Source organism: Nonomuraea sp. KM88 (assembly GCF_052245635.1).
Classification (GTDB): domain Bacteria; phylum Actinomycetota; class Actinomycetes; order Streptosporangiales; family Streptosporangiaceae; genus Nonomuraea.
In genome coordinates, this window is sequence record NZ_JBQQCC010000004.1 from 452400 (window position 1) to 478425 (window position 26026).

A 26026-nucleotide genomic window follows, 5' to 3' on the forward strand; every position below is an offset into this window, starting at 1 on the left:
ACGGGCGCGTCATCATGAGGGGATGGACGTCGACAAGGCACTGGCCTTTCTCCGCACCCATCATCACGCCATCCTCCTCACCAGGCACCGCGACGGGCGCCCGCAGATGTCGCCGGTCGTGGCCGGCGTTCAGGACGGCCACGTCGTCATCAGCACCAGGGAGACGGCGGCCAAGGTGCACAACGCCCGCCGCGATCCCAGCGTCTCGCTGTGCGCCTTCACGGACCGTTTCTACGGCGAGTGGATCCAGGTGGACGGCACGGCCGAGATCATCTCGCTGCCCGAGGCCATGGACCACCTGGTCGCCTACTATCGCGACATCTCGGGCGAGCACCCCGACTGGGACGACTACCGCGCCGCCATGACCCGCGAACGCCGCGTCATCCTCCGCATCGCCCCCACCCACGCCGGCCCGGATCGCCACGGCTAGACCACGGCCCAGAGCCGGCCACGGCGACCGGGCGACGGGGGCTCGCGTCACGGCGGGCCACCGTCGCCCGGTCAGCGGCCGTTTCCCTGGAGGGGGCCGGCCACGTGCGGCGGTTGGAGAACCGCCGCCTGCCGTACTGGCTGGATCAGGACAGGCGCTCCAGGACCATCGCCATGCCCTGCCCGCCGCCCACGCACATGGTCTCGAGCCCGATGCTCTTGTCGTGGTGCTGCAGGCTGTTGATCAGCGTGGACGTGATCCGGGCCCCCGTCATCCCGAACGGATGCCCCACGGCGATGGCCCCGCCGTTGACGTTGAGCCGGTCGAGGTCGATGCCGAGGTCGCGGTACGACGGGATCACCTGCGCGGCGAACGCCTCGTTGATCTCCACCAGGTCGATGTCGTCGATCGCCATCCCCGCCCTGGACAGCGCCTGCTTCGAGGCCTCCACCGGCCCGAGGCCCATGATCTCCGGCGACAGCCCGGTGACCCCGGTGGACACGATCCTGGCCAGCGGCGTGATGCCGAGCTCGGCCGCCTTGACGTCGCTCATCACGACGACGGCGGCGGCCCCGTCGTTGAGCGGGCAGCAGTTGCCCGCCGTGACGGTGCCGTCAGGACGGAACACCGGCGCCAGGGTCGAGACCTTCTCGTAGGTGGTGCCGGGTCGCGGGCCGTCGTCCTTGCCCACCACGGTGCCGTCCGGCAGGGTCACGGGCGTGATGTCCTTCTGCCAGAACCCGTCGGCCAGCGCCTTCTCGGCGAGGTTCTGCGAGCGTACGCCGAACTCGTCCTGGTCCTGACGGGTGACCCCCTTGAGCTGGGCGAGGTTCTCGGCCGTCTGCCCCATCGCGATGTAGATGTCGGGCACCTCGCCGTCCTCGCGCGGGTCGTGCCACTCGCGCCCGCCCTCGGCGAACGCTTTCGTACGGGCCAGCGCGTCGGTGAAGACCGGGCTCTGGGTGTCGGGCAGCGAGTCGGAGTTGCCCTTGGTGAAGCGTGAGACGGTCTCGACCCCGGCGGACACGAACACGTCGCCCTCGCCCGCCTTGATCGCGTGGAAGGCCATCCTGGTGGTCTGCAGGGAGGAGGAGCAGTAGCGCGTCACGGTGGTGCCGGGCACGTTGTCGAGCCCGAGCATCACCGCCACCACCCGGGCCATGTTGAACCCCTGCTCGCCGCCGGGCAGCCCGCACCCGAGCATGATGTCGTCGATGGACGCGGGCTCGAGCTGGGGCACCTTGGCCAGCGCCGCCTGGATCATCTGCACGGTCAGGTCGTCGGGCCGGATCTCCTTGAGCGAGCCCTTGAAGGCTCGTCCGATGGGCGAACGCGCGGTTGCGACGATGACTGCCTCGGGCATGGCCCCTCCTTTGTCGGCGCTAATAGTAGAACTATATTCCAGTTCTACGTGCAAGCCCCGAGTGGCCCCCGTTATCCGTACATTCCTGGAGCCGTGGCGGTGTGGTCGTTCACGGCGTGGATTGTCCCCTTCTCGTCGCGCCACAACCGCCACCCGTCCTGGCTGCCCGTGAACCAGGCCGGTGGCGCGGGCGCGGGCGAGACCCGCTTGCCGGTGCCGAGGTCGTACTGGCAGATGGCGGCCGTCGAGTAGAAGCCCGGCGCCTGCCCGCGCAAGGTCAGCGGCTTGGGGTCGGTGACGCAGAACGACCACCCCCGCTGCTCCTCCACGGGCACCTGCTTGCCGGTGACGAGGTCGAAGGCCGAGCCCTTGGCGTTGTGCTGGAGGAAGCCGAGTTTGTCCATCTCGTCGGGGAAGGCCAGCCACCAGCCGGAGCCGGGCACGTCGGCCGCCGTGATCTGGCCGACCACCCGCCCCGTCTCGGAGTCGAGCCGGGCGAAGCCGCCGTAGGCGCCCTGGCGGTCGACCGGCCGGACGACCGGGGCGTAGCCGGGGTTGCCGCTGGGATAGACGCGCACCACCGAGGGCCGCATCCAGTTGATCGTCCCGTCGCTGATCTCGATCGAGAACAGGCCGAACGTGGAGATTTTCTTGGTCTGCGGGTTGGTGTAGGGGGCGACGTAGCCGACGAGGTTGCCGCCCGTCGAGCCGAACGCCCACCCGCCCGACATGTCGATGCCGGGGCCGAGCGCCTGCTCGATCGGCTGCTGCCACTGGAGCTTGCCGGTCTTGAGCTCGTACGACTCGACCATGGGGTTGGCCGACAGCCTGAGCAGCAGGACCCGGCGCCCGTCCGACCACTCCACCTCGGCGATGCCGGGCAGTTTCCACAGCTGTTTGCCCGTAGCCGGGTCGAGCACCACCATGCGGGCCTTGGCCAGGGCGGTGTGCTCGGACAGGCAGACGTAGGGGCCGCAGCGCTGAGGCCCGAACGTCGAGTGCACCGGCCTGGTCCACTTGCGCACCCCGGAGAAGGCGTCGCGGGCGACGAGGGTCGCGTTCCAGCTGCCCTTCTTGGCGGGGTCGAGCGCGACGACCACGCTCTGGCCCTCGGAGGTCTCCACGACCGCGGGCGTGGAGACGCCCATGCCGGGCAGGCGGCCGGCCATCGTGGCCGGGTAGGCCCACAGGCGCTTGCCGTCGCGCAGGCCGATGGCGACGGTTTCGAGCGCGCCGTCGGACTTCAGCGACGTGGTCGCGACGACCCCGCCGCCCGCCGCCATCCGGCTGACGGCGTTGACGTCGGTGTTGTGCCAGGTCGGGAAGCTCGTCGTGGCCGCGTCGCTGCCGGAGCATGCGGTCGCGGCGAGGATTCCCGCGAGGGCGATAGACGATTTCCACAAGGGCCGGAGCACAGGCAATTCACTCCAAAATGGACGGAGAGTGACGGCTCTGGCTCGGAGGGTGACCGCGGTCAGGCGTCGTTGAGCGGCTCGCCGAGCCGCCGGCGGAACAACGTCACCCACTTGCCGTGCAGGCCCGTCGCCCGCCCGTCGACCCGGGTCGCGGTGACCTCGGTGCCGGGCTCCTCCGCGGCCGTAGCCGCCGCAAGGTAAATCGGTTGCAGTGCTTCGCCACGTGCGGGTGTGGGTTCAGGCCACAGTCTCAACGCAGCGCACACTGACGGTAGCACCGCGTAAGCGGCCTGTGCGTAACCTTGGTCAGATGGATGGAATCGATCCGGTCCGAACATTTCTGTCGGATTTGTCGCGAACTCCGGCCCCAGGACGTCGGCGAACGCCACCGTACGGCCGCCCGCGTCCACCACCGCCACCGTCTGCGCCGCCGCGAGCTGCCTGCTCCACCGTCGCGTCACCCAGCGCAGCGGCTGCGCGATCGGCCGCACCGTGCCGAGGTCGGGGCACGTGCCCACGACCACCTCCGCGCCCGCGTCCCGCAGCCGCCGCACGGCCTTGGTCAGATGGCGTACGGCCACCGCGGGCGGCGTCTGCGTGATGATGTCGTTCGCCCCCACGAAGATCACCGCCACGTCGGGGCCCATGGCCAGGGCGGCGTCGACCTGCTCGCCCAGCTCGGCCGACGGGGTGCCCGACTTGCCGGCCACGAGAAGGCGCACCGGCCGCTCCGCCACCGCGGCCAGGCCGTTCGCCAGCATGACGCCGGGGGTGTGGCTGGGCCCGCTCACCCCGAGCCCCACGGAGGTGGAGTCGCCGAGCATGGCCAGGTTGAGCGGCACGCCGGGGAAGTCGCCGTACGTGCCGTCGGAGACCGGGCCGTCCAGGCCGTGCGGCTGCCCGATGACCCTGCGGGCGAGCAACCCCTCGGCGATCAGCAGTCCGTATGCCGTGGCTCCCAGGGCGGTCAGCCCGCCACCTCCGAGAGCCGCCGCCGTCGCGATCCTCCGCGCCGCGCGCGCCACGCCAGCTGCCCACACCACGTACGTGACCTCCCTGGTCGAACTCGGCGGTAGCGTTTGCTTGAAAACTAGCTGAGGCCCCGCCACCCCCTTGGGACCTCGGCCCCAGGCAAGCTGATCAAGCTTCGGCAAAGAAGGTGAACACCTCGGTGCGCGTTTACGATTCCCTGGTCGACCTGATGGGGAACACTCCGCTCGTCCGGCTGCACAAAGTCACCGCGGGGTTGCCCGCCCAGGTGGTCGCGAAGGTCGAATACTTCAATCCCGGCGGTTCGGTCAAGGACCGCATCGCGGCACGCATGATCGAAGCCGCCGAAGCGTCCGGCGAGCTGCGTCCCGGAGGCGTCATCGTCGAGCCGACGTCCGGCAACACCGGCGTGGGCCTGGCCATCGTGGCGCAGCAGAAGGGTTACCGGTGCCTGTTCGTGGTGCCCGACAAGGTGGCCCAGGACAAGATCTCCGTGCTGCGCGCCTACGGGGCCGAGGTCGTCGTCTGCCCGACCGCCGTCTCGCCCGACCACCCCGACTCCTACTACTCGGTCTCCGACCGACTGGCCCGCGAGGTGCCCAACGCCTGGAAACCGAACCAGTACACCAACATCAACAACCCCGACTCCCACTACCACTCGACGGGCCCCGAGATCTGGGAGCAGACCGACGGCCGGGTCACCCACTTCGTGGCCGGCATCGGCACCGGGGGCACGATCAGCGGCACGGGCCGCTACCTCAAGGAGGTCTCCGGCGGCCGGGTGAAGATCATCGGAGCCGACCCCGAGGGGTCGGTCTACTCGGGCGGGTCCGGGCGCCCCTACCTCGTCGAGGGGGTCGGGGAGGACATCTGGCCGGCCACGTACGACACCAAGATCTGTGACGAGATCATCGCGGTCACCGACAAGGAGTCGTTCAACATGACCCGCAGGCTCGCCCGCGAGGAAGGGCTGCTGGTCGGCGGCTCCTGCGGGATGGCCGTGGTGGCGGCGCTGCGGGTGGCGGCCACCGCCGCGCCCGACGACGTGATCGTCGTGCTGCTGCCCGACGGCGGCCGCGGCTACCTGTCCAAGATCTTCAACGACGACTGGATGGCCGACTACGGCTTCCTGACCACCACGTCCGACGAAGGGCTGGTCGGCGATGTGCTGGCGCGTAAGGGGGCAGGGCTGCCGGAGTTCGTGCACGCGCACCCGTACGAGTCGGTCAGCACCGTCATCGCGATCATGCGCGAATACTCGGTGTCGCAGCTTCCCGTGATGAAGGAGGAGCCGCCGGTCATGGCGGCCGAAGTGGTGGGCTCCATCGTCGAACGCGATCTCCTCGAAGCCCTCTATCACGGCAGGATCTCCTCCGACGACACGATCGCCGATCACATGTCAGCGCCGCTACCCACGATCGGCAGCGGTGAACCTGTGGCGCGTGCGGTCGAAGCGCTGGAGAAGGCCGATGCGGCCGTTGTGCTGGAAGACGGCAAGCCGGCCGGCCTGATCACCAGGCACGACCTGCTCGCCTTCCTGGCCAACCACTGACCCCCTTTCCCCAGGCCGCCGCCGGACGGCGGCCTGGGGGAGGGCCGTCAGGACTACTCGATCGACCCGGTCGCGGTGCTGAAGCCCTCGTCGCCGCGCCCCTCCGCGTCGGCCCGGTCGAACAACGCGCCCTGCGGCACGGCGCTTCGGACTGCTCAGGGCAGCGCGAACTCGGCGATCACTTCCCAGGCCCCCTCGGGCGACGGGCCCGCATAGAGCCTGCCGCCCAGAGCCTCGACCCGCTCGGCCATCCCGACCAGCCCGAACCCGCCGCCGAGGCGGGCGACCCGGGGATCCGAGGCCGCACCGAAGTTGCGCACCCGCAACGTCACGACCTTCGCGTGCCGCCGTAAGTCGGCCTCCACCCAGGCGGAGCGGGATGCGTGCTTGCGCACGTTCGTGAGTGCCTCCTGCAGCACCCGGTGCAGGGTGGTTATCACCTCGGGAGGCAGCGTACGATCGTCGATCCCCTGGCCGATCTCGAACGCCACCTTCGGCCCGTCGGAGGAGAACTTCTCCGTCAGCATGCGCAGGTCGGCCAGCGTGACGCCGGGCTTGCGGGACGGGTCGTCCTCCGCGCGCAGCACCGTCACCATGCGCCGCATCGAGGTCAGCGCCTCCGAACCGGCCGCGGCGATCGCGTCCAGCGCGGGCGTCACCGCCTCGGGGCTGGTCCGGGCGACCGTCCTGGCGGCCTGGGCCTGGACGACGATGCCCGTGATGTAGTGGGCGACCAGGTCGTGCAGCTCCCTGGCCAGCTCCAGGCGTTCGGCCCTGCGTACCGAGTGGACCGCCTCCACGCGGCGCTCCTGCTGGAAGCGGAGGTAGCCGCCGACGCCGGCGGCCATCGACCAGGCCGCGAACAGCAGGAACGAGAACACCAGCCCCGAGCTGTTGTAGTCGCGCCCGATGGACTCCGACATCAGGACGACCAGTCCCGCGCACGCCAGGGCCGCGGCCCGCCGCACCGGCTCCACGTGTCGCAGCGCGCCGATGAGCAGGATGAGCAGCGACCCGGTCTCCGCCATGCCGGGCACGCCCGCGAGCCCGGTGCCGCCGATCGCCAGCGAGGCGCAGAACGACGTGGCCAGCATGACGCAGAAGCCGCGCAGGCGGTGGCGGCGCCGCAGCACCACGGCCGCCGTGCCCACCGCGCCGCAGACGGGCACCAGCCACTGGACTCCACCGATGGAGTAGGCGAGCGCCAGGTCGATCAGCCACATCATGCCGAGCCAGCCGAGCATCGCCAGCTCACTCAGCCGGCGGACCCAGTACACGACGCGCTTGGAATCCCCCACGCCCCGAGCCTAAGCCGCAAGTCGGACAGGTCGTATCAGCCGTTCGGCCGAGGAGCCGCGTACGAGACCAGCCCTTGAGCTGAGGCGGAAACCGGGCCGTTCGCCGATGCTGGAGAGGTCGGAAGGGGACAGGAAATGGTGGCCATCGGGTTCGCGCTGCTGGGTATCGGGCTGGTCGTCGGGGTGCTGCTCGCCCTGGCCGACCCCGTGCTGCTCTCCCGCATCAACGGGGAGCACGCGGAGGGCGGCAGCGGCCGCTACATCAAGGCGGACGTGGTACGGCTCCCGCCCCGGTCAGGCGGGGACCGTCAGGAACCAAGGGCCGCCTGACCATCCGTGGCTCGCGCGGGCATGGTGCGCGAGCCTCGACGGGAGCCCCTGAGGGGCGGCGTCCCGTCGGCGGCCCCGTGATCCGGAGGGGAACGGATCGCGGGCCGACTTCCGTTAACGTGGCCTGTATGAGCAACGGTTTTGAGACCCTGGCCATCCACGCAGGTCAGGAGCCCGACCCGCTGACCGGCGCGGTCGTGCCGCCGATCTACGCCACGTCCACCTACAAGCAGGACGGCGTGGGCGGCCTGCGTTCGGGATATGAGTACAGCCGCTCCGCCAACCCCACGAGGACCGCGCTCGAAGAGGCGCTGGCGGCGGTGGAAGGCGGGGCGCGCGGGCTCGCGTTCGCCTCGGGTCTGGCCGCCGAGGACACCCTGCTGCGCGCGGTCTGCAAGCCGCAGGACCATGTGATCATCCCCAACGACGCCTACGGCGGCACCTACCGGCTGTTCGCCAAGGTCAACGAGCGCTGGGACCTCCACTACGACCCGGTCCCGTTGCACGACCTCGACGCGGTGGCCGCCGCCATGACACAGAAGACGAAGATCGTCTGGGTCGAGACGCCCACCAACCCGCTGCTCGGCATCGCCGACATCGCCGCGCTGGCGCAGCTGGCCCATGACAACGGCTCGCTGCTGGTGGTCGACAACACCTTCGCCTCGCCCTACCTGCAGCAGCCGTTGTCGCTCGGCGCCGACGTCGTCGTGCACTCGACCACGAAATACGTCGGCGGCCACTCCGACGTGGTCGGCGGCGCGCTGATCGCGGCCGACAGAGGGCTCGGCGAGGAGCTCGCCTACCACCAGAACGCGATCGGCGCCGTGGCCGGGCCGTTCGACGCCTGGCTGACGCTGCGCGGGCTCAAGACCCTCGGCGTGCGCATGGACCGCCACTGCGACAACGCCGAACGCATCGTCCACCTGCTGCTCGCCCACCCGCGCGTCACCAGCGTGCTCTACCCGGGCCTGCCCGAGCACGCCGGGCACGAGGTGGCGGTGAAACAGATGAAGAGGTTCGGGGGCATGGTGTCGTTCCGCGTCGCCGGAGGCGAGGCGGAGGCCGTGGCGGTGTGCGACAGGGCCAAGCTGTTCACGCTGGGGGAGTCGCTCGGCGGCGTGGAGTCGCTCATCGAGCACCCCGGCCGGATGACCCACGCCTCGGCCGCCGGGTCGCCGCTCGAGGTGCCCGCCGACCTGGTGCGGCTCTCGGTCGGCATCGAGACCGTCGACGACCTGCTGGCCGACCTCACCCAGGCGCTCGGCTAGCCCCGCTCACCTGAACCCAGGTGCCCGGCCGGCTCCTGCGCTACCGTCCCTGGGCGCGCGACGCTGAGCCGGCTGGGCGGTTCAGGCCGTCTTGACGACGCCACCGTCGACGATGTAGTCGGTGCCGGTGACGCTGGCGGCGTGGGGTGAGGCCAGCCAGGTGACGAGCGTGGCGATCTCTTCGGGTTCGATGAACCTGCCGGTCGTCACGCCGGTGGCGGCCGGCAGTGCGGCCAGGAACTGCTCCAGCTCCATGCCGTTCAAGCCGGCGAGCAGCTCGCCGTACCGGCCCGGCGCCTCCCACATGGGGGTGCGGACGGCGCCGGGGGAGATCGTGTTGATCCGCACGCCCTGAGGGCCGACCTCCTCGGCCAGTGCCTTGCCGAACGCGGTGAGCGCCGCCTTGGCCGTCGAGTACGGCATCGGTCCGGCGCTCGGCATCCTGGCGGACACGGAGGAGATGTTGATCACGCTGCCGCGCCTCCGCAGCAGGCTGGGCAGAGCGGCGCGGGTGGCGCGTACGGCACTGAAGAGGTTCAGGTCGTACGAGTGCTGCCAGAGGTCGTCGCTCATGGCCACGAGCCCGCCGGCGATGTCGGGGGTCGCCTCGCCGCCGCCGACGTTGTTGACCAGCAGGTCGATCTCGCCCAGCTCGGCCAGCGCCTGCGCGATCACTTCGCCGGGCCCGTGAGCGGTGGACAGGTCGGCCGTCACGGCGGCCGCGCCGGTCTCCTTAAGCTCCGAGCTGATCGTCCGTGCCGCCGCGACGACCCGCATGCCCTCGCCCGTCAGCGCTCGCACGATCGCCAGGCCGAGGCCCTTGCTCGCCCCGGTCACGACGGCTGTCTTGCCGGTGAGTTGCATGTCCATGACAGCTCCCTTTTACGAATCGCATCACTTATGATGCAGAGAAGCCTATGACTTGCATCAGAATGTTGCAAGTTTATGGATAACCAGGGCGATGTCGTATCCTTCGGGGCGTGAGTGAGAGGACCAGGGCGTTGCGCTCCGACGCCGAACGCACGGTGCGGACGATCCTGGAGGCCGCGGAGCGGGTGTTCGCCGAGGATCCGGCGGCGAGCATGGAGCAGATCGCCGAGGCCGCGGGCGTGGCGCGCACGACCGTGCACCGGCGCTTCGCCTCCCGTGATGCGCTGCTGGAGGCGCTGGCCGCGGTGGCGGCCCGCGAGTTCGCCGCGGCCGTGGACGCCGCCCATCCCGAGACCACCCCGCCGCTGGTCGCGCTCTACCAGGTCACGGTCAACGTGCTGCGGGTCAAGCGGCAGTGGCCGTTCGCGCTCGACCTGACCGGACCGGAGGGCGGCGAGCCGGACTGCGCGCATGCCGAAGTGGAGCAGAGGTGCGACCATCTCCTCCGAAGGGCCCAGGAAAGCGGGGTGGTGCGTGCCGACGCCGATCTCGCCTGGGCCAAATGGATCTTCTACGCGCTGATCGGGGTGGCGGCGCGGATCCGCGAGTGCGAGCCCGACGTCGCCGCCACCCGCGTGGTCGACACCCTGCTGTGCGGCGTCGGCACCGGCCAGGGCCTGATCAGGACAGGGTCACAGCCCGGCCAGTGACGCGGCGTAGCGGAGACCGGCAAGGCCGGCGATCCGGGCCATCCGGCCGCGCTGTGGCCCGCGGCCACCGCACGATCTTCTGTCGTTCTCACGAACCCCGAATGATCACGCGGTGGCCGTCGCCAGGTGACCCCAACGCCTCAAGATCGCAAAGGTCGCTGGAGTGCTAGCCGGGCACCACCATCAGGAAGAGGATGACCAGCCAGATCACCGACAGCAGCCCGCTGATGGCGGCGATCCGGCCGTTCTGCACCTTCGCGTCGTCTTCCGTGCCCTCACTGGAGAGCGCGCGGACGGCGGTGCGCAGGTCGCGGTCGATGATGACGAGCAGCACGGCGCCCACGATGAACAACGTCATCGACGCCGTCATGTACCACCGGCCGAGCACCCCGCCACCGAGAACGATGCCGAGGATCAGCCCGAACACGAAGACGCCCAGGCTGCCGAGGCTGTAAACCCTCGTCATGCGCTGGATGTTCTGCAACACGGGCACGTTCTTGTTGCGGATGACGCGCGGAGCGGCCATCGTCGCGGCGGTGATCGGGCCGATCGTGAAGATCGCGAAACCGATGTGCAGCCAGAGAAACAGGGACGACATGCGGGAGAGACTAGTCCCCGGCGATCTCCGCCGGGGATTCGACACTCTCTTCGCCGTCCTCCGCGCAGCGCATGATCAACTCGGTCATCACGATGGCGACGACCATGAGCACGATGAGGAGTCCCGCAATCATGGAAGCTCCTCCTTCCCCGTCTGGACCGTAAATATCGTCCGTAATGACTAGACGAGCCTGCAACGGAATAAGTTCAGCGCGGGTATGGTTGGTCACCGTTCGCTTTTTCTTACCGTAAGGGCACAAGGGGGTGCCGTCCGTGGCCATCAGGCATGTCGAGCCGTACAGCGACGAGTGGTTGCAGCAGCCGATCAGCTACGTGCAGCGGGTCATCGACGTGCTGGGATCAGAGGTGGCCGGTTGGTGGGAGGGCCCGTGTGACCCGCGTGACGTCACACTGAAGCTGGCCGACGGAAGCGCGCTGGTCTGGGACGAAGAGAGCGGCTGGCGCCTGGGCACCTTCGTCTCCGGCGGGCCGGGCCTGCGCAGCGAGCTGGCCGGGGTGCGCTATCTGGGCCACGGGCTGCTGCCCAGGCCTGAGCGGGTGCCGTCGGCGCTCAGCGACGCCAGGGCAGGCGTGGGGGCCAGCTCGGCCTGGCGTCCGTGCTACCGCTCCCACCGCAACTGCCGCGACGGGTTCGACGTCGCCCTCGACTTCTACTGCCGTCTCGTCGACGCCTGACCTCGTCGGCCACCGTTCGCCCCGGACGACGGGGCGAACTCGTCGGCCGGGGAGGCGCAGAGTGGCCGTCAGAGCGGCGCCGGCGGGGTGTGGAGGACGAGCAGGATGTGCTCGTCGTCGCCGTGTCTGACCGTGCCCGCGCGCTGAAAACCGTGCTTCTCCAGCAGCCGGACCGAGCCGGTGTTGGCGTGGAAGGGGTCGGCGTGGAGCGGGCGGATGCGCTCCTGGCGCAGGAAGAGCTCCATGGCCCGGCTGCCGATGCCCCGGCCCCAGAACGCCCGGCCGAACCAGTAGCCGATGAAGCGCCTGTCATCCTCCCACCAGGCCACGAGGTTGCCCGCCAGGTCGCCGTCGACGGTGACCGCCTGGACGAAGACCTTCGGGTCACCGAGGACCCGCGTGGTCCAGTGGCGCATGAACGCCTCCCGCTCCCTGGGCGCGAACCTGGACCGCCGCGCGGCCTCGGCATCGTGCTCGTGGGCCAGGAACACCTCGAGGTCGGCCGTCTCCACGTCGCGCAGGCACACGTCTTCGTTCATGGTCTGCGAGTGTGGCAGAGAGCACCGACAGTTCAGCGGGCCCGGCGCAGCCGGAGGAAGTCGCTGACCACGTATTCGCCCAGCCGCTCGGCGCTGGGGGAGAAGACGCGGCCGCCGTTCCTGCGGGCCACCTCGTCCACGAACTCCTTCAGCCGGTCGTCAGCCGCCAGCATGAAGACGTTGAGGGTGGCCCGCCGCCGGGTCATCTTGTCGACCTCGGAGAGCGTGAGCTCCAGGGTCTCGCTCGACGGCGGCCACTCGAAGGCGGACCTGCCGTTGCGCATCAGGTGCGCGGTGGGCTCGCCGTCGGTGACCACCAGCACCACGGGCTCGAAGTCGGGGTGACGGTCGAGGTGGCGGCCGGCGATCAGGAGCGCGTGGTGCAGGTTGGTGCCCTGGACCATGTCCCAGTCGAGGCCCGCCAGCTCGTCGGGCTGCAGCACCCTGGCGTAGTTGGAGAAGCCGATGATCTGTACGGCGTCCTGCGGGAACTTGGAGGCCACCAGCGCCTGGAGGGCCAGCGCCGTCTGCTTGGCGGCGGCCCAGGTGCCGCGCAGGGCCATCGAGTAGGACAGGTCGACGAGCAGGCACACGGCCGCGGCGCTGCGCCGCTCGGTCTCGGCCACCTCGAAGTCGTCCACCGACAACCGCACGGCCGCCCGCCCACCGTCCCGTCCGGCCCGCGCGGTCTCCTGGCCGGTACGGATCGCGACGCCGCCGCTGCGGACGCCGTTGACCAGGGTGCGGACCACGTCGATGGGCTGCTCGTCGCCGAAGCGCCACGGCCGTGACGAGCCGGTGAGCTCGCCGGCCGAGCCCGCGTCGTGCTGGTCGTGGTCGCCGCGGCGGCCCGCGTCGAGCGAGGAGAAGACGCGGCGCAGGGCCGTCTCGCCGAGCCGGCGCACCGCCTTCGGGGTGAGCTCCAGCTTGCCGCGCCGGCGCAGGAGGTAGCCCTGCTCCTCCAGCTCGCGTTCGATGCGCTTGAGCGCCTCCAGGTCGTCGACCGCGGAGCGGCCCAGCGCACGGCGTACGGCGGCCTCGTCGATGTCGTCGAGCCGCGCGCCCGGGTAGTCCTGGCGCAGGGCGGTTTCCAGCTGGGTGAGGTCGGCGAGTTCTTCCAGGGCGGTGACGGCGTCGCCCATGCCGAGGAGCTCCTCGCCGGTGAGGCGTTCGGGGGCGTTCCAGGCGAGGTCGGGGCGGCGCGCGTGGAGGGCTTCGCCGAGGCGGCGCATCTGCTCGGAGAGCCCGGCCTGGTCGAGGGTCTGGTTGATGAGGCCGGCGAGCTCTTCGCGCTGGCGGGGCGTCATCGAGGCCAGCATGCGCTGCGTGGCGGCGGCGCGGCGGGCCAGGATGTCGACGAGCTCTTCCAGGTCGCGCGGCTTCTCGGGGAACAGGTCGCCATGCCTGGCCATGAAGGCGTCGAAGTCGGCCTGGGTGTGCTCGCCGCGGGCGTCCTTGTCCAGCATGTCGTTCAGGTCCGACATCATCTGGCGGACGCGTTCCATCGCCTCGGGGTCCGGGTTCGCGAGCGCGTCGCGCAGGCCCCTGAACTGGCTGTCGAGGACCTCCCGCCGCAGCAGGTCACGCAGTTCCTCGAACGTCTGGCGCGCGGCGGCCGAACGCCACTCGTACGTGCTCAGCTCCTGGATGGCGGCGGCGGTGTCCTCGGGCAGCGCGTCGAGCCCCGCCTCCCGCAGCCGCGCCTCGTCGGAGGGGTCGGGGAACAGCTCGGCCCGCTCCTGGCCGATGGCCTTGTCCAGCAGCGCCCGTGCCTTCTCCAGCGTGCCGTCGAGCCGCCCCCGCTCGCGCAGGTCACGGCGGCGCCTGCGGACCTGCTTGAGCATGTCGTCGAGGCCCCGGCGGTCCTGCGCGCCGGGCAGACCGCGCTTCAGCAGGTCGCGCAGCGCGTGGACGGGCGTCGAGCCCGACAGGATCGCATCGCCCATCTCGTCGAGCGCCGCCCGCACGTCGTAGGGCGGGGCCAGGGGATCGGGGCCATCGTGGTACTCGCCATAGCGAAAGGCCATCACAGGACCACGCTAACCCCACAAGCGCGGTCACGCGTCCCCGAAAACCTCCCATACCTGGTCGAGGGAGTCGGCTCCGGGGGTGTACTCGATCTTCACCAGCACGGGATGGTGGAGCGACTTGAGCGCCTTCGTCAGGTCGGCCGGGGTGCAGGGCTTCTTGCCCAGGCCGTTCGCGTCCGCGTTGACCGGCCGGCCCGCGAGCCAGCCGCTCCCGCACCGGGCGGTGGTGCGGTAGAAGCTCGTGGCGTACGTGTAGCCCAGCTTGATCTTCTTACCGCCGGACGCGAACACGACGGCGGTGTCGTCGATCCGCTGGATCATGCCGCGCGCGGAGCGCTGGTCGGGCCGGTCGGCGACCACGAACTCGTTGACCCTGGTGACCTTGCCCCCACGGTGCTCGACGCGCACCGGTACGGGGCCGCGCCCGAGGCCGGTGGACAGGTCGCGGGGCGAGCACCTGGTGCGCCCGAGCCCCTTGCGGTCGACGGCCACCCGGCCCTCGGTCTCCTTCAGGTCGCAGGCGACCGTGATCCGCCCGTAGGCGGCCCTGGAGTAGTCGAGCCTGAGCTCCTTGGCGCCCGGGGTCGCCTTGAGGCGGTAGCCCAGGAAACCCTTCTGCTTCACGAACGAGGCGGATCGGGGCACGATGCGCAGGCGGTCCTGCCCGTCGGACCAGGCGTACCCGTAAACGGTCTTGGTGGTGGCGGCCTCGGCTGGCGCGGCGACGCCGCACAGAACGAGAGTGGCTGCGGTGGCGCAGGCAAGCGGGCGCATGGACGGTCTCCCCCGACGTCGTGAGCTGGTATCACGTAAGACGCGGGAGACCGCCCAGATGTTCACGTCCGGTAGACGGTCACTCCGTCAACGTCTTCCTTGGACAGGCGGCGCATGAGGTAGAGGCCTTCGAGCGCGAACTCCAGGGCCGCCGCCGCATGACCCGGCGACTCCTCGCCCGCGCCCATGCCCAGCCTCGACATGACCTTCGCCAGCCCGGTGACCGGCCCGATCCGGTGCAGCAACTCCCCGGCGGGGACGAGCTCGCCCGACTCGACCTGGTTGCCCTCGGCGAACTTGTCGGTCACCGGCGACAGGTCCATGCCGCCCAGCCGGTTCCTGAACGTCTCCGCGGTCGCCCTGCGCAGCAGGTGGGCCAGGATCTCGGTCTCCCGGCCCTCCTCGCTGACCTCGAACTCCACCTTGCCCCGCAGGCTGTGCACCACGCAGGCCAGGTCGACCACGCGCGCGACGGCCTGCTCCTCGCCCGCGAGGGCCGCCCTGCGCACCGCCGAGGCCGCCGCGGTCTCGGCGGCCGCGATCGAGAACCGCGCGGACACGCCGGAACGGGCGTCGACCGCGGTCGACTCGCGGACCAGCCTGGTGAACCGGGCGATCACCTCGACCAGGTGCTCGGGGATGTCGGCCCCGATGTCGGGCATGGACTCCTGGCGGATCAGCGTCAGCTCGTCCTCGACCGCCAGCGGGTAGTGGGTGCGGATCTCGGCGCCGAACCGGTCTTTCAGCGGCGTGATGATCCGGCCCCTGTTGGTGTAGTCCTCGGGGTTGGCGCTGGCGATGAGCAGGATGTCGATCGGCAGTCGCAGGTTGTAGCCGCGCACCTGGACGTCGCGCTCCTCCAGCACGTTGAGCAGCGACACCTGGATGCGCTCGGCCAGGTCGGGCAGCTCGTTGACGGAGAACACGCCGCGGTTGGTGCGCGGGACCAGGCCGTAGTGGACCGTCTCGGGATCGCCGAGCGTGCGCCCCTCGGCGATCTTGATCGGGTCGACGTCGCCGATCAGGTCGCCCACGGAGGTGTCGGGTGTGGCGAGCTTCTCGCCGTAGCGCTCGTCCCGGTGTTTCCACGCGACCGGCAGCTCGTCGCCCAGCTCGCGCGCCAGCGCCTGGCAGCGCGTGCAGGCCGGTGCGTACGGGTGGTCGTTGATCTCGCAACCCTCGACGACCGGCGTCCACTCGTCGAGCAGCCCGGTGACGGTGCGGATGAGCCGGGTCTTGCCCTGGCCGCGCTCGCCCAGCAGGACCAGGTCGTGGCCGGCCAGCAGGGCCCGTTCGAGGTGGGGGAGCACGGAGTCGTCGAAGCCCACGATGCCGGGGAAGCGGGGCTCACCCGCCCGCAGCTTGGCCAGCAGGTTTTCCCGGACCTCGGCTTTGACGGTGCGATGAACGTGGCCGCTCTCTCGCAACGTGCGGAGAATACGTGGCTGATGCACGGGATCGAGACTACGTCCCCCGCGAGGAATGCGGCAGAGTCTTTCGCATCTGGCGGAGATTTCGGATCTTGACTATTGCGTGGCGGTTCGTGCGCGTGCTTGTCCCTTTAGTGGGGAGAATCGGGCCTAGGGAACTTGGACATGTCGAGGGGAGGCGAGACGCGTGGCCTTGATGACGAGCCGCTTCGCCGACGGCCTCGCCGTGGGTTCCGACCTGGTGGAGGCCGCGGAGAGTGCCGTCGGCCGGGCACTGTCGAGGCTCAGCGGCCAAGCCGACCTGGTCTGCTTCTTCATCTGCGGCGACGAACCTGACGACGTCGCCCGCGCCGGCGAGGCCGCGATGAAGCTCGCGCCCGAAGCACACGTGATCGGATGCAGCGCCACGGGAGTGATCGGCGACGGTCAGGGAGTGGAGCTGACGCCCTCCGTGAGCGCCTGGGCCGCGACCCTGGACGGGGCGAGACTGACCACGTTCGCGCTGGAGACGCTGGCCGCCGAGGACAGGTTCGTGGTGGTCGGGCTGCCGGAGCGCAACGGCGACGACCATGTGGCGATTTTGCTGGCCGATCCGTACACGTTCCCGACCGACGCCTTCGTCGAGCGCTCGGCCGACGTGCTGGGCGACCTGCCGCTGATCGGCGGGCTCGCCAACGGGCTGCAGGGCCGGGGATCCGTACGGTTGTTCGCTGACGGAGAGATCTACTCCGAGGGCGCGATCGGCGTGCTGATCAGCGGGGAGGTGAAGATCAGCACCGTGGTGAGCCAGGGCTGCCGCCCTATCGGCCCCAGCATGGTGGTCACCGCGGCGGAAGAGAACCTGCTGCTCGAACTGGCCGGGCAGCCCGCGCTGGCCCGGCTCGAGGACATCGTCAGCGAGCTGGACGAGGACGACCGCGAGCTGGTCGCCTCCGGGTTGCAGATCGGCGTGGCGATGGACGAATACGCCGAACGCCACGAACGCGGCGACTTCCTCATCAGAGGAGTCATCGGCATCGATCCCGAACGCGAGGCCGTGGCCATCGGCGACATCGTGGAGATCGGCAGGACCGTGCGCTTCCAGGTGCGCGACGCGGCCACCGCCGACGAGGACCTCTATGACCTGCTCGACGCCCACCGCGAGGAGATCGGCAAGGTGGACGGGGCGCTGCTGTTCTCCTGCAACGGCCGGGGCTCGGCCATGTTCGGCACCGCCGACCACGACCCGGTCGCCCTGCGCGACACGCTGGGACCCATCGGCGTGGCGGGTTTCTTCGCGGCCGGCGAGGTCGGTCCCGTCGCGGGCCACAACCACGTGCACGGCTTCACCGCCTCCGTCCTGGTGTTCTCCAACTCAGCGGGCGGGCCATGAACCGTACGGCGGGCCGTCGGTGATCCTCGCGATCGACGTGGGCGGCACCAAGATGGCCGCGGGCCTGGTCGCCCACGACGGCACGGTGGTCGAGGCCCGGCGCTCCGCCACCCCGCAGGACACGGACGCCGGCACCCTGTGGAAGACCCTCGTGGATCTCATCGAGCCGCTGTCGCAGCGGGTCGAAGGAGTGGGGGTGGGGTGTGGCGGGCCGATGCGCTGGCCCGAGGGCGAGGTCTCGCCGCTGAACATCCCCGCCTGGCGCGGCTTCCCCCTGCGCGCCCGGCTGGCCGCGCGTTTCCCCGGTTTACCGGTACGCCTCCACAACGACGCGATCTGCCTGGCCGTGGCGGAACACTGGAAGGGGGCCGGGCAGGGTGTCGCCGACATGCTGGGCATGGTCGTCTCGACCGGGGTGGGGGGCGGGCTCATCCTGAACGGCAGGCTGGTGAACGGCAGGACGGGCAACGCCGGGCACATCGGGCACGTGGTGGTCGAGCCGGCAGGAGGGCCGCGCTGCGGTTGCGGCGGCCACGGTTGCCTGGAGGCCGTCGCCCGCGGCCCCGCCCTCACCGACTGGGCCCTGGCCCATGGCTGGACCCCCGGAGCCGTTCCGGCGGACGAACCTGCGCGAGGAACAACCGGCGCAGATGCGCCACCTGCCGCGATGCGGGACGCGGGGGTGGCTTACCGGGAGGATCGGGCCGTCACCGGGAGGGCGCTGGCGGCCGACGCGCTGGCCGGGGACCCGGTCGCGCTGCGGGCCATGAGCCGGGCCGGGCGCGCGATCGGCCTCGCCATCGCCTCCGCGACCCACCTGTGCGACCTGGACCTCGTCACCGTCGGCGGCGGGTTGTCCCAGGCAGGCGAGCCGCTGTTCGGCCCTTTGGAGGAGGCGCTGCGCGAGCACGCCAGGGTGGAGTTCGCCCGCCGGGTCAAGGTCGTGCCCGCCGCTCTCGGCCAGGAGGCCGGGCTGGTGGGAGCCGCCGCGTTGATCCTCGCGACGGACAGCTACTGGAGCACGTGAAGGCCCGGCGGCCCTTCTGCTCGGGAGGGCCGCCGGGCCGGGGAACGGGCCGGCGAATGGTCCAGCGTGAGGGACCGCCGGCCGCGTCAGGTGCGTTATCGGGTCTTGGGGTCGAGGTGGGGCCCCGCGTCCCGGCCCTCCGTCTTGGTCGAGAGGCTCGGCCCGCCGTCCTCGTCCGTGCCCGCGTCGTTCGTGCCCGTGTCGTTCGTGCCCTGCTCGCTCGTGTCGTCCGCGCCGGGGGACGGGATGGACATCGAGGTCGCCTGGCAGGGGGCGACGGAGCCCCTGACCACCTGCAGATGGGTCGCGACCGGCGGCTTGTCGTCGCCGTCCCTGGCCTTGGTGACGGCCAGGACGAGTGTCTCGCCCGCGGGCACCTGCCCCTTCTCTATCGAGAACGAGATGCCGTCGCCCGCCCTGCCGATGCTCACCGCGAGCTGCCCCTTCACGGACCCCGCCCGGCCACGGGACCCTTGGCAGGTCTGCCCGAACGGCAGGTAGTCGACCACGGCCTTCACCCCGGCGCCGGCCAGTTCGGACTGCAGCCCCTCCGGATCGGTCAGCTCGTTGATCTGCACCCGCACTCCGCCGTCGGCGGCCCTGGTCACCGCGTAGGCCGGGCCGCCGGTCATCCCGGTCAGCATCAACACAGCCGTGGTGGCCGCCGCAGCCCCCGCCACCGCGGCGGACAGCCCGATGAAGCGCCGCCGGGAGCTACGCCGAACCGGTGTCACAGTCGTCATCTCATCCTCCGCCGTCCTTGCCGTGATCTCTTCCTTGAGTGCACTGAGAAGGCGCTCTTCGAAGGTGCTCATGCGTGTCCTTCCAGGTACACGGTCGATGGCGAAGCGACGTTTTCCAGAGCACGTCTGGCCCGATGCAGTCTGACTCGTGCGGTCACCTGCTTGATGCCCAGAGCCTTCGCGGCCTCGGTGACGGTGAGCTGATCGATCACGACGAGTTCCAGCACCGCGCGTTCGCCCTCCGGCAGACCCCGCATGGCCTCCAGAGCGCTGCGCATCCGGCGCTCGGCGTCGATCCGCTCCTCCATCCGGACGAGATCGTCGTCGTCCATCAGCCGGCGGCCCGCGACGCGGCCGGCCGCCCGCGCCTCCCTGGCCGCCTGGCGATGTCGTGCCGACACGACGTTGCGCGCGACGCCGTACAGCCATGCGATCTCGCTGCCCCTGCCGGGCACGTAGGCGTGCGCCGAGTCGAGGGCCGCCAGGAAGATGTCCGCCGTCAGGTCGGCGGCGAGATGAGGATCGCTCACTCGCCGGACCACGAACTTCATGACGGCATCGACGTGGCGGCGATAGAAGGCCTCAAAGGCCGCAGGGTCTTCGTTGAGGCGCACTGGCCTCGCTCCCTTCGTCGTTCGCCCTTACATCCGTACTTGGACGGAGCGACGAGAAGCGTTTCCCCGCGGCCCGCGGTCAGGCGGGGCGGCGGGGTTGGTAGAGCCAGGCGGCGAAGAGGGGCTTGAGGTCCTTGCCCGACATCCGCTCGGCCAGCTCGATGAACTGCTCCGTGGTGACGTGACCGTAGCGGTTGTCGGCGGCCCACGCCTTGAGCAGTCTGAAGAACGTGCCGTCGCCGACGGCCCGCCGCAGGGCGTGCAGCGTCATGCCGCCGCGGGTGTAGACGGACTGGTTGAACAGGTCGTCGGGCTTGGCCCGCCCGGGCGGGTATTTCCACATCGGGTCGCCGGCGGGGCGGTTGTGATGGCCCTCGAAGATCTCGTCGGCGGTCTTCTTGCCCTTGTGCTCGGACCACAGCCACTCGGCGTAGGTGGCGAACCCCTCGTTGAGCCAGAGGTCCTTCCAGCGGCGGATGGTCAGGCTGTTGCCGAACCACTGGTGCGCCAGCTCGTGGGCGATGATGCCCTCGTCGGGTTCGAAGCCGCCGTAGAGCGGCTTGGTCTGGTTCTCCAGCGCGTAGCCGGCGGTGTAGTCGTCGACCACGCCGCCGGTCGAGCCGAACGGGTAGGGGCCGAAGACCGTGGACCAGTAGTCGGTGATCTCGCCGGAGGCCTTGTAGAGCTTGTCGAGCGAGGAGGCGAACCGGGGGTCGGCGGCGGCGAGGTTGGGCACGCCCGCGGGCGTGCTGCCCTTACGCAGCTTGAAGGTGCCCATCGTGGCCGTCGCCAGGTAGGTCGCCATTGGATGGCGCTCGCTCCACCGGTAGGTGGTCCTGCCGCCGGACGTCGTGGGCTCGCCGGTCAGCTCGCCGTTGGCCAGCGCGGTGACCCCGGCGGGCACGGTGATCGTGAACGCGAACGTGGCCTTGTCGGATGGGTGGTCGTTGCTGGGGAACCAGGTCTTGGAGCCGTTGGGCTCGGAGGCCACGAACGCGCCGTCGGCGGTCGGGATGAACCCGAACGTGCCGAGGTTGGTGGTGCTCGTGGCCGGCTGGGGGCGGCCGGAGTAGCGGACCCGCGCGGTGAACGTGGCGCGGTCGTCGATCGGCTTGGCCGGCCGCACGGTCAGCTCGCCGCCCTGGTGGGTGAACGTGGCGGGGGAGCCGTTGACCGTGACCTGGCGCACGTCGAGCCCGAGCAGGTCGAGGTTGAAGCTCGACAGGCCCTGGGTGGCGCCGGCCTTGATGGTGGCCACGCCGTCCAGCCGCCTGGTCGCCGGGGTGTAGTCGATCGCGAGGTCGTAGTGGCTGACGTCGTAGCCGCCGTTGCCGTCGTCGGGGAAGTCGGTGTCGCCGATGCCGGACGCGCCTGGCCGGTGCCCGGCCGCGGCCGGCGCGTCCGCGGGCGAGCAGGCCAGGAGGCTGGCGAACGTCGCCAGCAGCGCGATCGCGCGCCTGTGTTGTCGCATGGGCGGACGAGCCCCCTTCGCATCGTGACGAGAATCCTACGGTGAGTCAGGCGAGGACGACGACCGTCCTCGCGACCTTGTCGTGGATGGCCTGCTTCCGGGGGTCGAAGAGGATCCAGGCAAGGTCGAGCAGGAGGCCGACGCAGCAGGCCCAGGCGAGTGCGCTCATCACGGCCTGCCTGATCGCGGCCTGTCCCACGCCTATCTTGGCCCCGTTCTCCTGCACGACGCGGATTCCGAAGAGCTTCTTGCCCAGCGTCTGACCATTCCAGAAGGCATGCAGGAGCCAGAAGTAGAGGAAAGCCACGAGTCCGGCCGCGAAGGTGTGCTCCACCGGATAGCGCTCCCAGCCGCCCCTGGCGCCGTCCCAGGCGTATTCCCAGCTCGTCCAGGTGAAGGGGGCGGTGGCGACGTTGACGATGAGCCAGTCGAGAAGTCCGGCGAACAGCCGCCGCCACCGTCCCGCCAGCCCCGGTGGTGGCGATCCCATGAAGTGCTGATGGCCACCACCGGGTCGGGACAAACTAAAGGTTGCCCCTGCGTTCCTGCTCGCGCTCGATGGCCTCGAAGAGCGCCTTGAAGTTGCCCTTGCCGAATCCGAGCGAGCCGTGCCGCTCGATGAGCTCGAAGAAGACCGTGGGCCGGTCCTGCACGGGCTTGGTGAAGATCTGCAGCAGATAGCCGTCCTCGTCGCGGTCGACGAGGATCCCGCGCTTCTTCAGCTCCTCGATCGGCGCCCGCACCTCGCCGATGCGCGCCCGCAGCTCGGGGTCGTCGTAGTAGGAGGCGGGCGTGTCGAGGAACTGCACGCCGCCGGCCCGCATGTGGTCGACCGTCGTGAGGATGTCGTTGGTGGCCAGCGCGATGTGCTGCACGCCCGGGCCGCGGTAGAACTCCAGATATTCGTCGATCTGCGACTTCTTGCGGCTGACGGCCGGCTCGTTCAGCGGGAACTTGACCTTCCGCGTGCCGTCGGCCACGACCTTGGACATGAGCGCCGAGTATTCGGTGGCGATGTCGTCGCCGATGAACTCCGCCATGTTCGTGAAGCCCATGACCTTGCGGTAGAACTCCACCCACTCGTCCATCTTGCCCAGCTCGACGTTGCCGACGCAGTGGTCCACCGCCTGGAACAGCCGCCCGCCCTTGGCCGCGGGCGGCGCCACCAGAGGCTCGGCCGGGGCGTAGCCGGGCAGGTAGGGGCCGCCGTAGTTGGCCCTGTCGACCAGCGTGTGCCGCGTCTCGCCGTAGGTGGCGACGGCCGCGAGCAGCACCTTGCCGTGCTCGTCCTCCAACGTGTACGGCTCCGCCAGCCCCTCGGCCCCGTGCGCGACCGCGTGGGCGTAGGCCGCCTCCACGTCGGGCACCTGGATGGCCAGGTCGATCACCCCGTCGCCGTGCTCGGCGACGTGCCGCGCCATGTCGGTGCCCGGCCTGATCGAGGCCCGGAACTCGAACGTGGCACTCCCCGAGGTCAGCACGTACGCGGCCACGTCGGGGCTGCCGTTCTCCGGCCCCCGGTAGGCCACCAGCTTCATGCCGAACGCGGTCGAGTAGTAGTGGGCCGCCTGCTTGGCGTTGCCGACGGCGAACACCACGGCGTCCATGCCGTTAACCGGAAAGACATCATTCATAGCTCCAACTCTCGATATTCCTAGACGAGTTGCGCAAGAGTTACCTTGTACGGTGGACAATCTGACTAGCATCTATGGGAGAAGTCCGGTAAATCTGTACAGCATGACGATCGATGACCTGGACGCCCGACTGATCGCCCTCCTGACGGCCGAGCCCCGGCTGGGCGTGCTCGAATGCTCGCGACGGCTCGGCGTGGCGCGTGGCACGGTCCAGGCCCGGCTGGACCGGCTGGTCGCCCGGGGCGTGGTCACCGGGTTCGGGCCCGACGTTTCCCCGGCCGCGCTCGGATATGACGTGACGGCGTTCGTCAGCATGGAGATCAGGCAGGTCGCGGGGCACGACCCCGTGGCCGACCGGCTCGCCCGCATCCCCGAAGTTCTGGAGGTGCACACGATCACCGGCGACAGCGACCTGCTGTGCCGCGTGGTGGCGCGGACCAACGCGGATCTGCAGCGCGTCATCGATCAGATCGTCGATGTCCACGGCGTGCTCAGGACTAATTCGATCATCGCCCTTGACACCCCGGTTCCCTACCGAGTGTTGCCATTGGTCGCCGATGTTCCGCGGCACGGGGCGCTCTAGCCGTACTATCACTGGGGGACGAGGCACCGTCATCGACCGTTTAACCTTGGCATTCGCCCTGCTTGCAGGGGGTCGGGCGGCACGTGACTAAGGGGGTCGAGAGTGCGGAGCGGTGGTGGAAACAGGATGCGAAAACGGCGGATTCTCCGACTTCTGGCCATTTCTTTCGGCGCCGCAATCCTCGTACTTGTCGGACTTTTTGCCATCGCGTGGGCGATGACGCCGATTCCCGACAGCACCCAGAAACAGGCCACCGCACAGGGCTCGGTGATCTATTACCGCGACGGCAAGACCGTGCTCGCCCGGCAGGGCGTCGACCGCAAGAAGGTCGAGCTGGCCCAGGTACCCCGGCACGTACGCGCCGCGGTCATCGCCGCCGAGAACCGCTCGTTCTACGAAGACGCCGGCGTCTCGGTCAAGGGCACCGCCAGGGCCGTCTGGTCGACCATCACCGGGCAGCAGCTCCAGGGCGGCTCGACGATCACCCAGCAGCTCGTGCGCAACTACTACAGCGGGCTCAGCCAGGAACGTTCCGTCACCCGCAAGTTCAAAGAGATCCTCATCGCGATGAAGGTCGACCAGTCCAAGCCGAAGGACTGGGTGCTGGAGCAATATCTCAACACGATCTACTTCGGCCGGGGCGCCAACGGCGTCCAGTCGGCCGCCCAGGCCTACTTCGGCAAGGACGTCGGCGAGCTGAGCGTGGCCGAGGGCGCCTATCTCGCCTCCGTCATCCAGCAGCCCAGCCGCTTCGCCGCGCCCAAGGGCCCCGACCTCGCCGCCGCCAGGGCCCGCTGGAAGTCGGTGATCGACGCGATGGGACAGACCGGCGCGCTCACCCCCCAGCAGGTCGCCGCCCAGCGGTTCCCCGACCTCACCACGCCGAAGAAGCCGTTCGAGCTCAAGGGCCAGGCCCAGTACATGCTGGAGCAGGTCACCGCCGAGCTCAACCGGCGCGGCCACAGCGACGAGGACATCAACTCCGGCGGGCTTAAGATCGTCTCCACGTTCGACAAGAAGCTCATGCAGGCGGCCAAGCGGGCGGTCACGAACGCGCTGCCCGACGCCACGCCGGAGAAGGTCCGCACCGGGCTGGCGGCCGTCGACCCCGCGACGGGCGAGGTCGTCGCCTTCTACGGCGGCCGGCCCTCCCAGTCGGCCTACTACGACAGCGCGTTCTCGGCCAAGGTCATGGCCGGCTCGACGTTCAAGCCGTACACCCTGGCGGCCGCCCTGGACAACGGGTTCGACCTGTCCACCCGGGTCGACGGCAACTCGCCGCTGCAGGTCGCCTCGGCGTCCAAACCGATCCCCAACGACAGCGGGCGCTCGTACGGCCAGATCAACCTGATCAGCGCCACCCAGAACTCCGTCAACACCGCGTTCGTCGACCTCGGCCAGAAGGTGGGCCTGGACAAGGTCGCCGAGGTCGCCGAGGCGGCCGGCATCCCCGCCTCCCAGCTCGACCGGCACAAGACCGCCGCGTCGTTCCCGCTCGGCGTGGCCTCGGTCAGCGCCGTCCAGAACGCCTCAGGGTTCTCCACGTTCGCCAACGAGGGCGTGCACATGGAGGCCCACGTGGTCAGGTCCGTCACCGACGCCGAGGGCCGCGAGGAGGTCGTGAAGCCGGCCTCGACCCGGGTGGTCGGCGAGCAGGCCGCCGCCGACACCACGTACGCGATGCAGCACGTCGTGAAGTACGGCACCGGCGCCGCGGCCAGGCTGTACGACCGTCCGGTGGCCGGCAAGACGGGCACCACGGACAAGTCCAAGTCGGTCTGGTTCAACGGCTTCACCCCGCAGCTCGCGGCGGCGGTCACCATGTTCCGCGACGACAACGCCACCGTCACCATCCCCGGCTACGGCACGCAGTTCGGCGGCCAGCTGCCGGCGCAGATCTGGCGGGCGTTCATGACCGAGGCGATGGAGGGCAAGCCGGTCGAGGAGTTCCCCGAGCCGTCCGACCTCGGCTACGGCTACGACTACTCGGCGCCCACCGACGACGGTGACGTCCCCGAGCAGGAGGACACGCCTCCGGTGAACCCCGACGACGGGGACACGTCCGAGCCGGAGATCACCGCGCCGCCGCTCACCGACGACCCGTCCGCCACGGGGGAGCCCGACGCCGACCGGCAGGAGAGCCGGCCGGACGAGCCGTCCGACGACCCGCCCGCGCTGCTGCCCGAGCAGCCGCTGGGACGGCAGGACGATGCCCCCGCCGACGCGCCCGCCAACAGGGGCGCCCGCTCCGACGACCGCGCCGGCCGCTCACCCGCCGGCTAGCCGTCCG

At 70.2% G+C, this 26026-nt stretch carries 26 protein-coding genes; 10 read left to right on the forward strand and 16 right to left on the reverse strand.

Annotation, left to right across the window (positions count from 1 at the left end; genetic code table 11):
- Nucleotides 1–22: 22 nt before the first annotated feature.
- Nucleotides 23–430: a PPOX class F420-dependent oxidoreductase gene (locus ACTWPV_RS15540; RefSeq protein ID WP_347646248.1), complete on the forward strand. Its 408-nt coding sequence runs from the start codon at nucleotides 23–25 to the stop codon at nucleotides 428–430.
- 145 nt (nucleotides 431–575) lie between these two features.
- On the opposite strand, the gene ACTWPV_RS15545 is transcribed toward ACTWPV_RS15540, so the two are convergent.
- The 3 genes from ACTWPV_RS15545 to ACTWPV_RS15555 all read right to left on the reverse strand — a co-directional run bounded on the left by ACTWPV_RS15545 (nucleotide 576) and on the right by ACTWPV_RS15555 (nucleotide 4251).
- Complete coding sequence (locus ACTWPV_RS15545) at nucleotides 576–1793, reverse strand: acetyl-CoA C-acetyltransferase (protein ID WP_347646249.1); 1218 nt, start codon at nucleotides 1791–1793, stop codon at nucleotides 576–578.
- Nucleotides 1794–1864: 71 nt separating this feature from the next.
- Nucleotides 1865–3196 carry an outer membrane protein assembly factor BamB family protein gene (locus ACTWPV_RS15550; RefSeq protein ID WP_443152289.1) on the reverse strand — a complete coding sequence of 444 codons (1332 nt, stop codon included), beginning with the start codon at nucleotides 3194–3196 and terminating at the stop codon, nucleotides 1865–1867.
- 71 nt (nucleotides 3197–3267) lie between these two features.
- Entirely contained in the window at nucleotides 3268–4251 is a 984-nt protein-coding gene (locus ACTWPV_RS15555) for an SGNH/GDSL hydrolase family protein (protein WP_443152290.1), read from the reverse strand.
- 128 nt (nucleotides 4252–4379) lie between these two features.
- Between ACTWPV_RS15555 and ACTWPV_RS15560 the strand changes: the two genes are divergently transcribed.
- Nucleotides 4380–5750, forward strand: a complete 1371-nt coding sequence (locus tag ACTWPV_RS15560) for a cystathionine beta-synthase (protein WP_347646252.1) — start codon at nucleotides 4380–4382, stop codon at nucleotides 5748–5750.
- Nucleotides 5751–5905: 155 nt separating this feature from the next.
- Here the strand turns inward: ACTWPV_RS15560 and ACTWPV_RS15565 are convergent, their stop codons facing one another.
- Nucleotides 5906–7048, reverse strand: a complete 1143-nt coding sequence (locus ACTWPV_RS15565; protein WP_443152291.1) for a sensor histidine kinase — start codon at nucleotides 7046–7048, stop codon at nucleotides 5906–5908.
- 135 nt (nucleotides 7049–7183) lie between these two features.
- Between ACTWPV_RS15565 and ACTWPV_RS15570 the strand changes: the two genes are divergently transcribed.
- Entirely contained in the window at nucleotides 7184–7378 is a 195-nt protein-coding gene (locus ACTWPV_RS15570; RefSeq protein ID WP_443152292.1) for a hypothetical protein, read from the forward strand.
- Nucleotides 7379–7506: 128 nt separating this feature from the next.
- Complete coding sequence (locus ACTWPV_RS15575) at nucleotides 7507–8646, forward strand: cystathionine gamma-synthase (RefSeq protein ID WP_347646254.1); 1140 nt, start codon at nucleotides 7507–7509, stop codon at nucleotides 8644–8646.
- Nucleotides 8647–8727: 81 nt separating this feature from the next.
- Here the strand turns inward: ACTWPV_RS15575 and ACTWPV_RS15580 are convergent, their stop codons facing one another.
- Complete coding sequence (locus ACTWPV_RS15580) at nucleotides 8728–9516, reverse strand: oxidoreductase (RefSeq protein WP_443152293.1); 789 nt, start codon at nucleotides 9514–9516, stop codon at nucleotides 8728–8730.
- A 110-nt stretch (nucleotides 9517–9626) separates the two neighbouring features.
- Here ACTWPV_RS15580 and ACTWPV_RS15585 point away from each other — a divergent pair, with 110 nt between their 5' ends.
- A complete protein-coding gene (locus ACTWPV_RS15585) occupies nucleotides 9627–10226 on the forward strand; it encodes a TetR/AcrR family transcriptional regulator (RefSeq protein WP_443152294.1) in 600 nt (199 codons plus the stop codon).
- A gap of 166 nt (nucleotides 10227–10392) precedes the next feature.
- On the opposite strand, the gene ACTWPV_RS15590 is transcribed toward ACTWPV_RS15585, so the two are convergent.
- Together ACTWPV_RS15590 and ACTWPV_RS15595 are read right to left on the reverse strand one after the other, a co-directional pair.
- Nucleotides 10393–10824, reverse strand: coding sequence for a hypothetical protein (locus tag ACTWPV_RS15590; RefSeq protein ID WP_347646257.1), 432 nt, complete (start codon nucleotides 10822–10824; stop codon nucleotides 10393–10395).
- A 10-nt stretch (nucleotides 10825–10834) separates the two neighbouring features.
- A complete protein-coding gene (locus tag ACTWPV_RS15595; protein ID WP_347646258.1) occupies nucleotides 10835–10957 on the reverse strand; it encodes a hypothetical protein in 123 nt (40 codons plus the stop codon).
- A gap of 139 nt (nucleotides 10958–11096) precedes the next feature.
- Between ACTWPV_RS15595 and ACTWPV_RS15600 the strand changes: the two genes are divergently transcribed.
- Nucleotides 11097–11519 (forward strand): DUF6292 family protein, encoded by a 423-nt coding sequence (locus ACTWPV_RS15600; protein ID WP_347646259.1) that lies wholly within the window; start codon nucleotides 11097–11099, stop codon nucleotides 11517–11519.
- A gap of 68 nt (nucleotides 11520–11587) precedes the next feature.
- Here the strand turns inward: ACTWPV_RS15600 and ACTWPV_RS15605 are convergent, their stop codons facing one another.
- From ACTWPV_RS15605 to ACTWPV_RS15620, 4 genes are all read right to left on the reverse strand, one after another.
- Nucleotides 11588–12058 (reverse strand): GNAT family N-acetyltransferase, encoded by a 471-nt coding sequence (locus tag ACTWPV_RS15605; protein ID WP_347646260.1) that lies wholly within the window; start codon nucleotides 12056–12058, stop codon nucleotides 11588–11590.
- Between the two features lie 32 nt (nucleotides 12059–12090).
- Entirely contained in the window at nucleotides 12091–14085 is a 1995-nt protein-coding gene (locus ACTWPV_RS15610) for a vWA domain-containing protein (protein WP_443152295.1), read from the reverse strand.
- Nucleotides 14086–14115: 30 nt separating this feature from the next.
- Nucleotides 14116–14862, reverse strand: a complete 747-nt coding sequence (locus ACTWPV_RS15615) for a hypothetical protein (protein ID WP_443152296.1) — start codon at nucleotides 14860–14862, stop codon at nucleotides 14116–14118.
- Nucleotides 14863–14924: 62 nt separating this feature from the next.
- A complete protein-coding gene (locus ACTWPV_RS15620; RefSeq protein WP_443152297.1) occupies nucleotides 14925–16316 on the reverse strand; it encodes a sigma 54-interacting transcriptional regulator in 1392 nt (463 codons plus the stop codon).
- Nucleotides 16317–16488: 172 nt separating this feature from the next.
- Between ACTWPV_RS15620 and ACTWPV_RS15625 the strand changes: the two genes are divergently transcribed.
- Complete coding sequence (locus ACTWPV_RS15625) at nucleotides 16489–17664, forward strand: FIST signal transduction protein (protein WP_443152451.1); 1176 nt, start codon at nucleotides 16489–16491, stop codon at nucleotides 17662–17664.
- Nucleotides 17665–17683: 19 nt separating this feature from the next.
- A complete protein-coding gene (locus ACTWPV_RS15630) occupies nucleotides 17684–18691 on the forward strand; it encodes an ROK family protein (protein ID WP_443152298.1) in 1008 nt (335 codons plus the stop codon).
- Nucleotides 18692–18786: 95 nt separating this feature from the next.
- Here the strand turns inward: ACTWPV_RS15630 and ACTWPV_RS15635 are convergent, their stop codons facing one another.
- The 5 genes from ACTWPV_RS15635 to hppD all read right to left on the reverse strand — a co-directional run bounded on the left by ACTWPV_RS15635 (nucleotide 18787) and on the right by hppD (nucleotide 23153).
- Complete coding sequence (locus ACTWPV_RS15635) at nucleotides 18787–19434, reverse strand: twin-arginine translocation signal domain-containing protein (protein ID WP_443152299.1); 648 nt, start codon at nucleotides 19432–19434, stop codon at nucleotides 18787–18789.
- Between the two features lie 68 nt (nucleotides 19435–19502).
- Nucleotides 19503–20048 carry an RNA polymerase sigma factor gene (locus tag ACTWPV_RS15640; RefSeq protein ID WP_347646266.1) on the reverse strand — a complete coding sequence of 182 codons (546 nt, stop codon included), beginning with the start codon at nucleotides 20046–20048 and terminating at the stop codon, nucleotides 19503–19505.
- A 79-nt stretch (nucleotides 20049–20127) separates the two neighbouring features.
- Nucleotides 20128–21519, reverse strand: coding sequence for a M1 family metallopeptidase (locus ACTWPV_RS15645; RefSeq protein ID WP_443152300.1), 1392 nt, complete (start codon nucleotides 21517–21519; stop codon nucleotides 20128–20130).
- A gap of 46 nt (nucleotides 21520–21565) precedes the next feature.
- Entirely contained in the window at nucleotides 21566–22009 is a 444-nt protein-coding gene (locus ACTWPV_RS15650) for an RDD family protein (protein WP_347646268.1), read from the reverse strand.
- A 34-nt stretch (nucleotides 22010–22043) separates the two neighbouring features.
- Entirely contained in the window at nucleotides 22044–23153 is a 1110-nt protein-coding gene (gene hppD, locus ACTWPV_RS15655) for a 4-hydroxyphenylpyruvate dioxygenase (RefSeq protein WP_443152301.1), read from the reverse strand.
- A 103-nt stretch (nucleotides 23154–23256) separates the two neighbouring features.
- Between hppD and ACTWPV_RS15660 the strand changes: the two genes are divergently transcribed.
- Complete coding sequence (locus tag ACTWPV_RS15660; protein WP_347646270.1) at nucleotides 23257–23736, forward strand: Lrp/AsnC family transcriptional regulator; 480 nt, start codon at nucleotides 23257–23259, stop codon at nucleotides 23734–23736.
- 216 nt (nucleotides 23737–23952) lie between these two features.
- A complete protein-coding gene (locus ACTWPV_RS15665) occupies nucleotides 23953–26019 on the forward strand; it encodes a transglycosylase domain-containing protein (protein WP_443152302.1) in 2067 nt (688 codons plus the stop codon).
- The last annotated feature ends 7 nt before the right edge of the window (nucleotides 26020–26026 follow it).

Bases quoted from the DNA above. Each gene is read 5' to 3' on its own strand.
- ACTWPV_RS15595 (WP_347646258.1), bottom strand. From the start codon at position 10,957: ATGATTGCGGGACTCCTCATCGTGCTCATGGTCGTCGCCATCGTGATG.
- ACTWPV_RS15615 (WP_443152296.1), bottom strand. From the start codon at position 14,862: ATGCGCCCGCTTGCCTGCGCCACCGCAGCCACTCTCGTTCTGTGCGGC.
- ACTWPV_RS15660 (WP_347646270.1), top strand. From the start codon at position 23,257: ATGACGATCGATGACCTGGACGCCCGACTGATCGCCCTCCTGACGGCC.
- ACTWPV_RS15590 (WP_347646257.1), bottom strand. From the start codon at position 10,824: ATGTCGTCCCTGTTTCTCTGGCTGCACATCGGTTTCGCGATCTTCACG.
- ACTWPV_RS15645 (WP_443152300.1), bottom strand. From the start codon at position 21,519: ATGCGACAACACAGGCGCGCGATCGCGCTGCTGGCGACGTTCGCCAGC.
- ACTWPV_RS15570 (WP_443152292.1), top strand. From the start codon at position 7,184: ATGGTGGCCATCGGGTTCGCGCTGCTGGGTATCGGGCTGGTCGTCGGG.
- ACTWPV_RS15605 (WP_347646260.1), bottom strand. From the start codon at position 12,058: ATGAACGAAGACGTGTGCCTGCGCGACGTGGAGACGGCCGACCTCGAG.
- ACTWPV_RS15625 (WP_443152451.1), top strand. From the start codon at position 16,489: ATGACGAGCCGCTTCGCCGACGGCCTCGCCGTGGGTTCCGACCTGGTG.
- ACTWPV_RS15575 (WP_347646254.1), top strand. From the start codon at position 7,507: ATGAGCAACGGTTTTGAGACCCTGGCCATCCACGCAGGTCAGGAGCCC.
- ACTWPV_RS15580 (WP_443152293.1), bottom strand. From the start codon at position 9,516: ATGGACATGCAACTCACCGGCAAGACAGCCGTCGTGACCGGGGCGAGC.
- hppD (WP_443152301.1), bottom strand. From the start codon at position 23,153: ATGAATGATGTCTTTCCGGTTAACGGCATGGACGCCGTGGTGTTCGCC.
- ACTWPV_RS15540 (WP_347646248.1), top strand. From the start codon at position 23: ATGGACGTCGACAAGGCACTGGCCTTTCTCCGCACCCATCATCACGCC.
- ACTWPV_RS15665 (WP_443152302.1), top strand. From the start codon at position 23,953: ATGACGCCGATTCCCGACAGCACCCAGAAACAGGCCACCGCACAGGGC.
- ACTWPV_RS15610 (WP_443152295.1), bottom strand. From the start codon at position 14,085: ATGGCCTTTCGCTATGGCGAGTACCACGATGGCCCCGATCCCCTGGCC.
- ACTWPV_RS15635 (WP_443152299.1), bottom strand. From the start codon at position 19,434: ATGACGACTGTGACACCGGTTCGGCGTAGCTCCCGGCGGCGCTTCATC.
- ACTWPV_RS15650 (WP_347646268.1), bottom strand. From the start codon at position 22,009: ATGGGATCGCCACCACCGGGGCTGGCGGGACGGTGGCGGCGGCTGTTC.
- ACTWPV_RS15545 (WP_347646249.1), bottom strand. From the start codon at position 1,793: ATGCCCGAGGCAGTCATCGTCGCAACCGCGCGTTCGCCCATCGGACGA.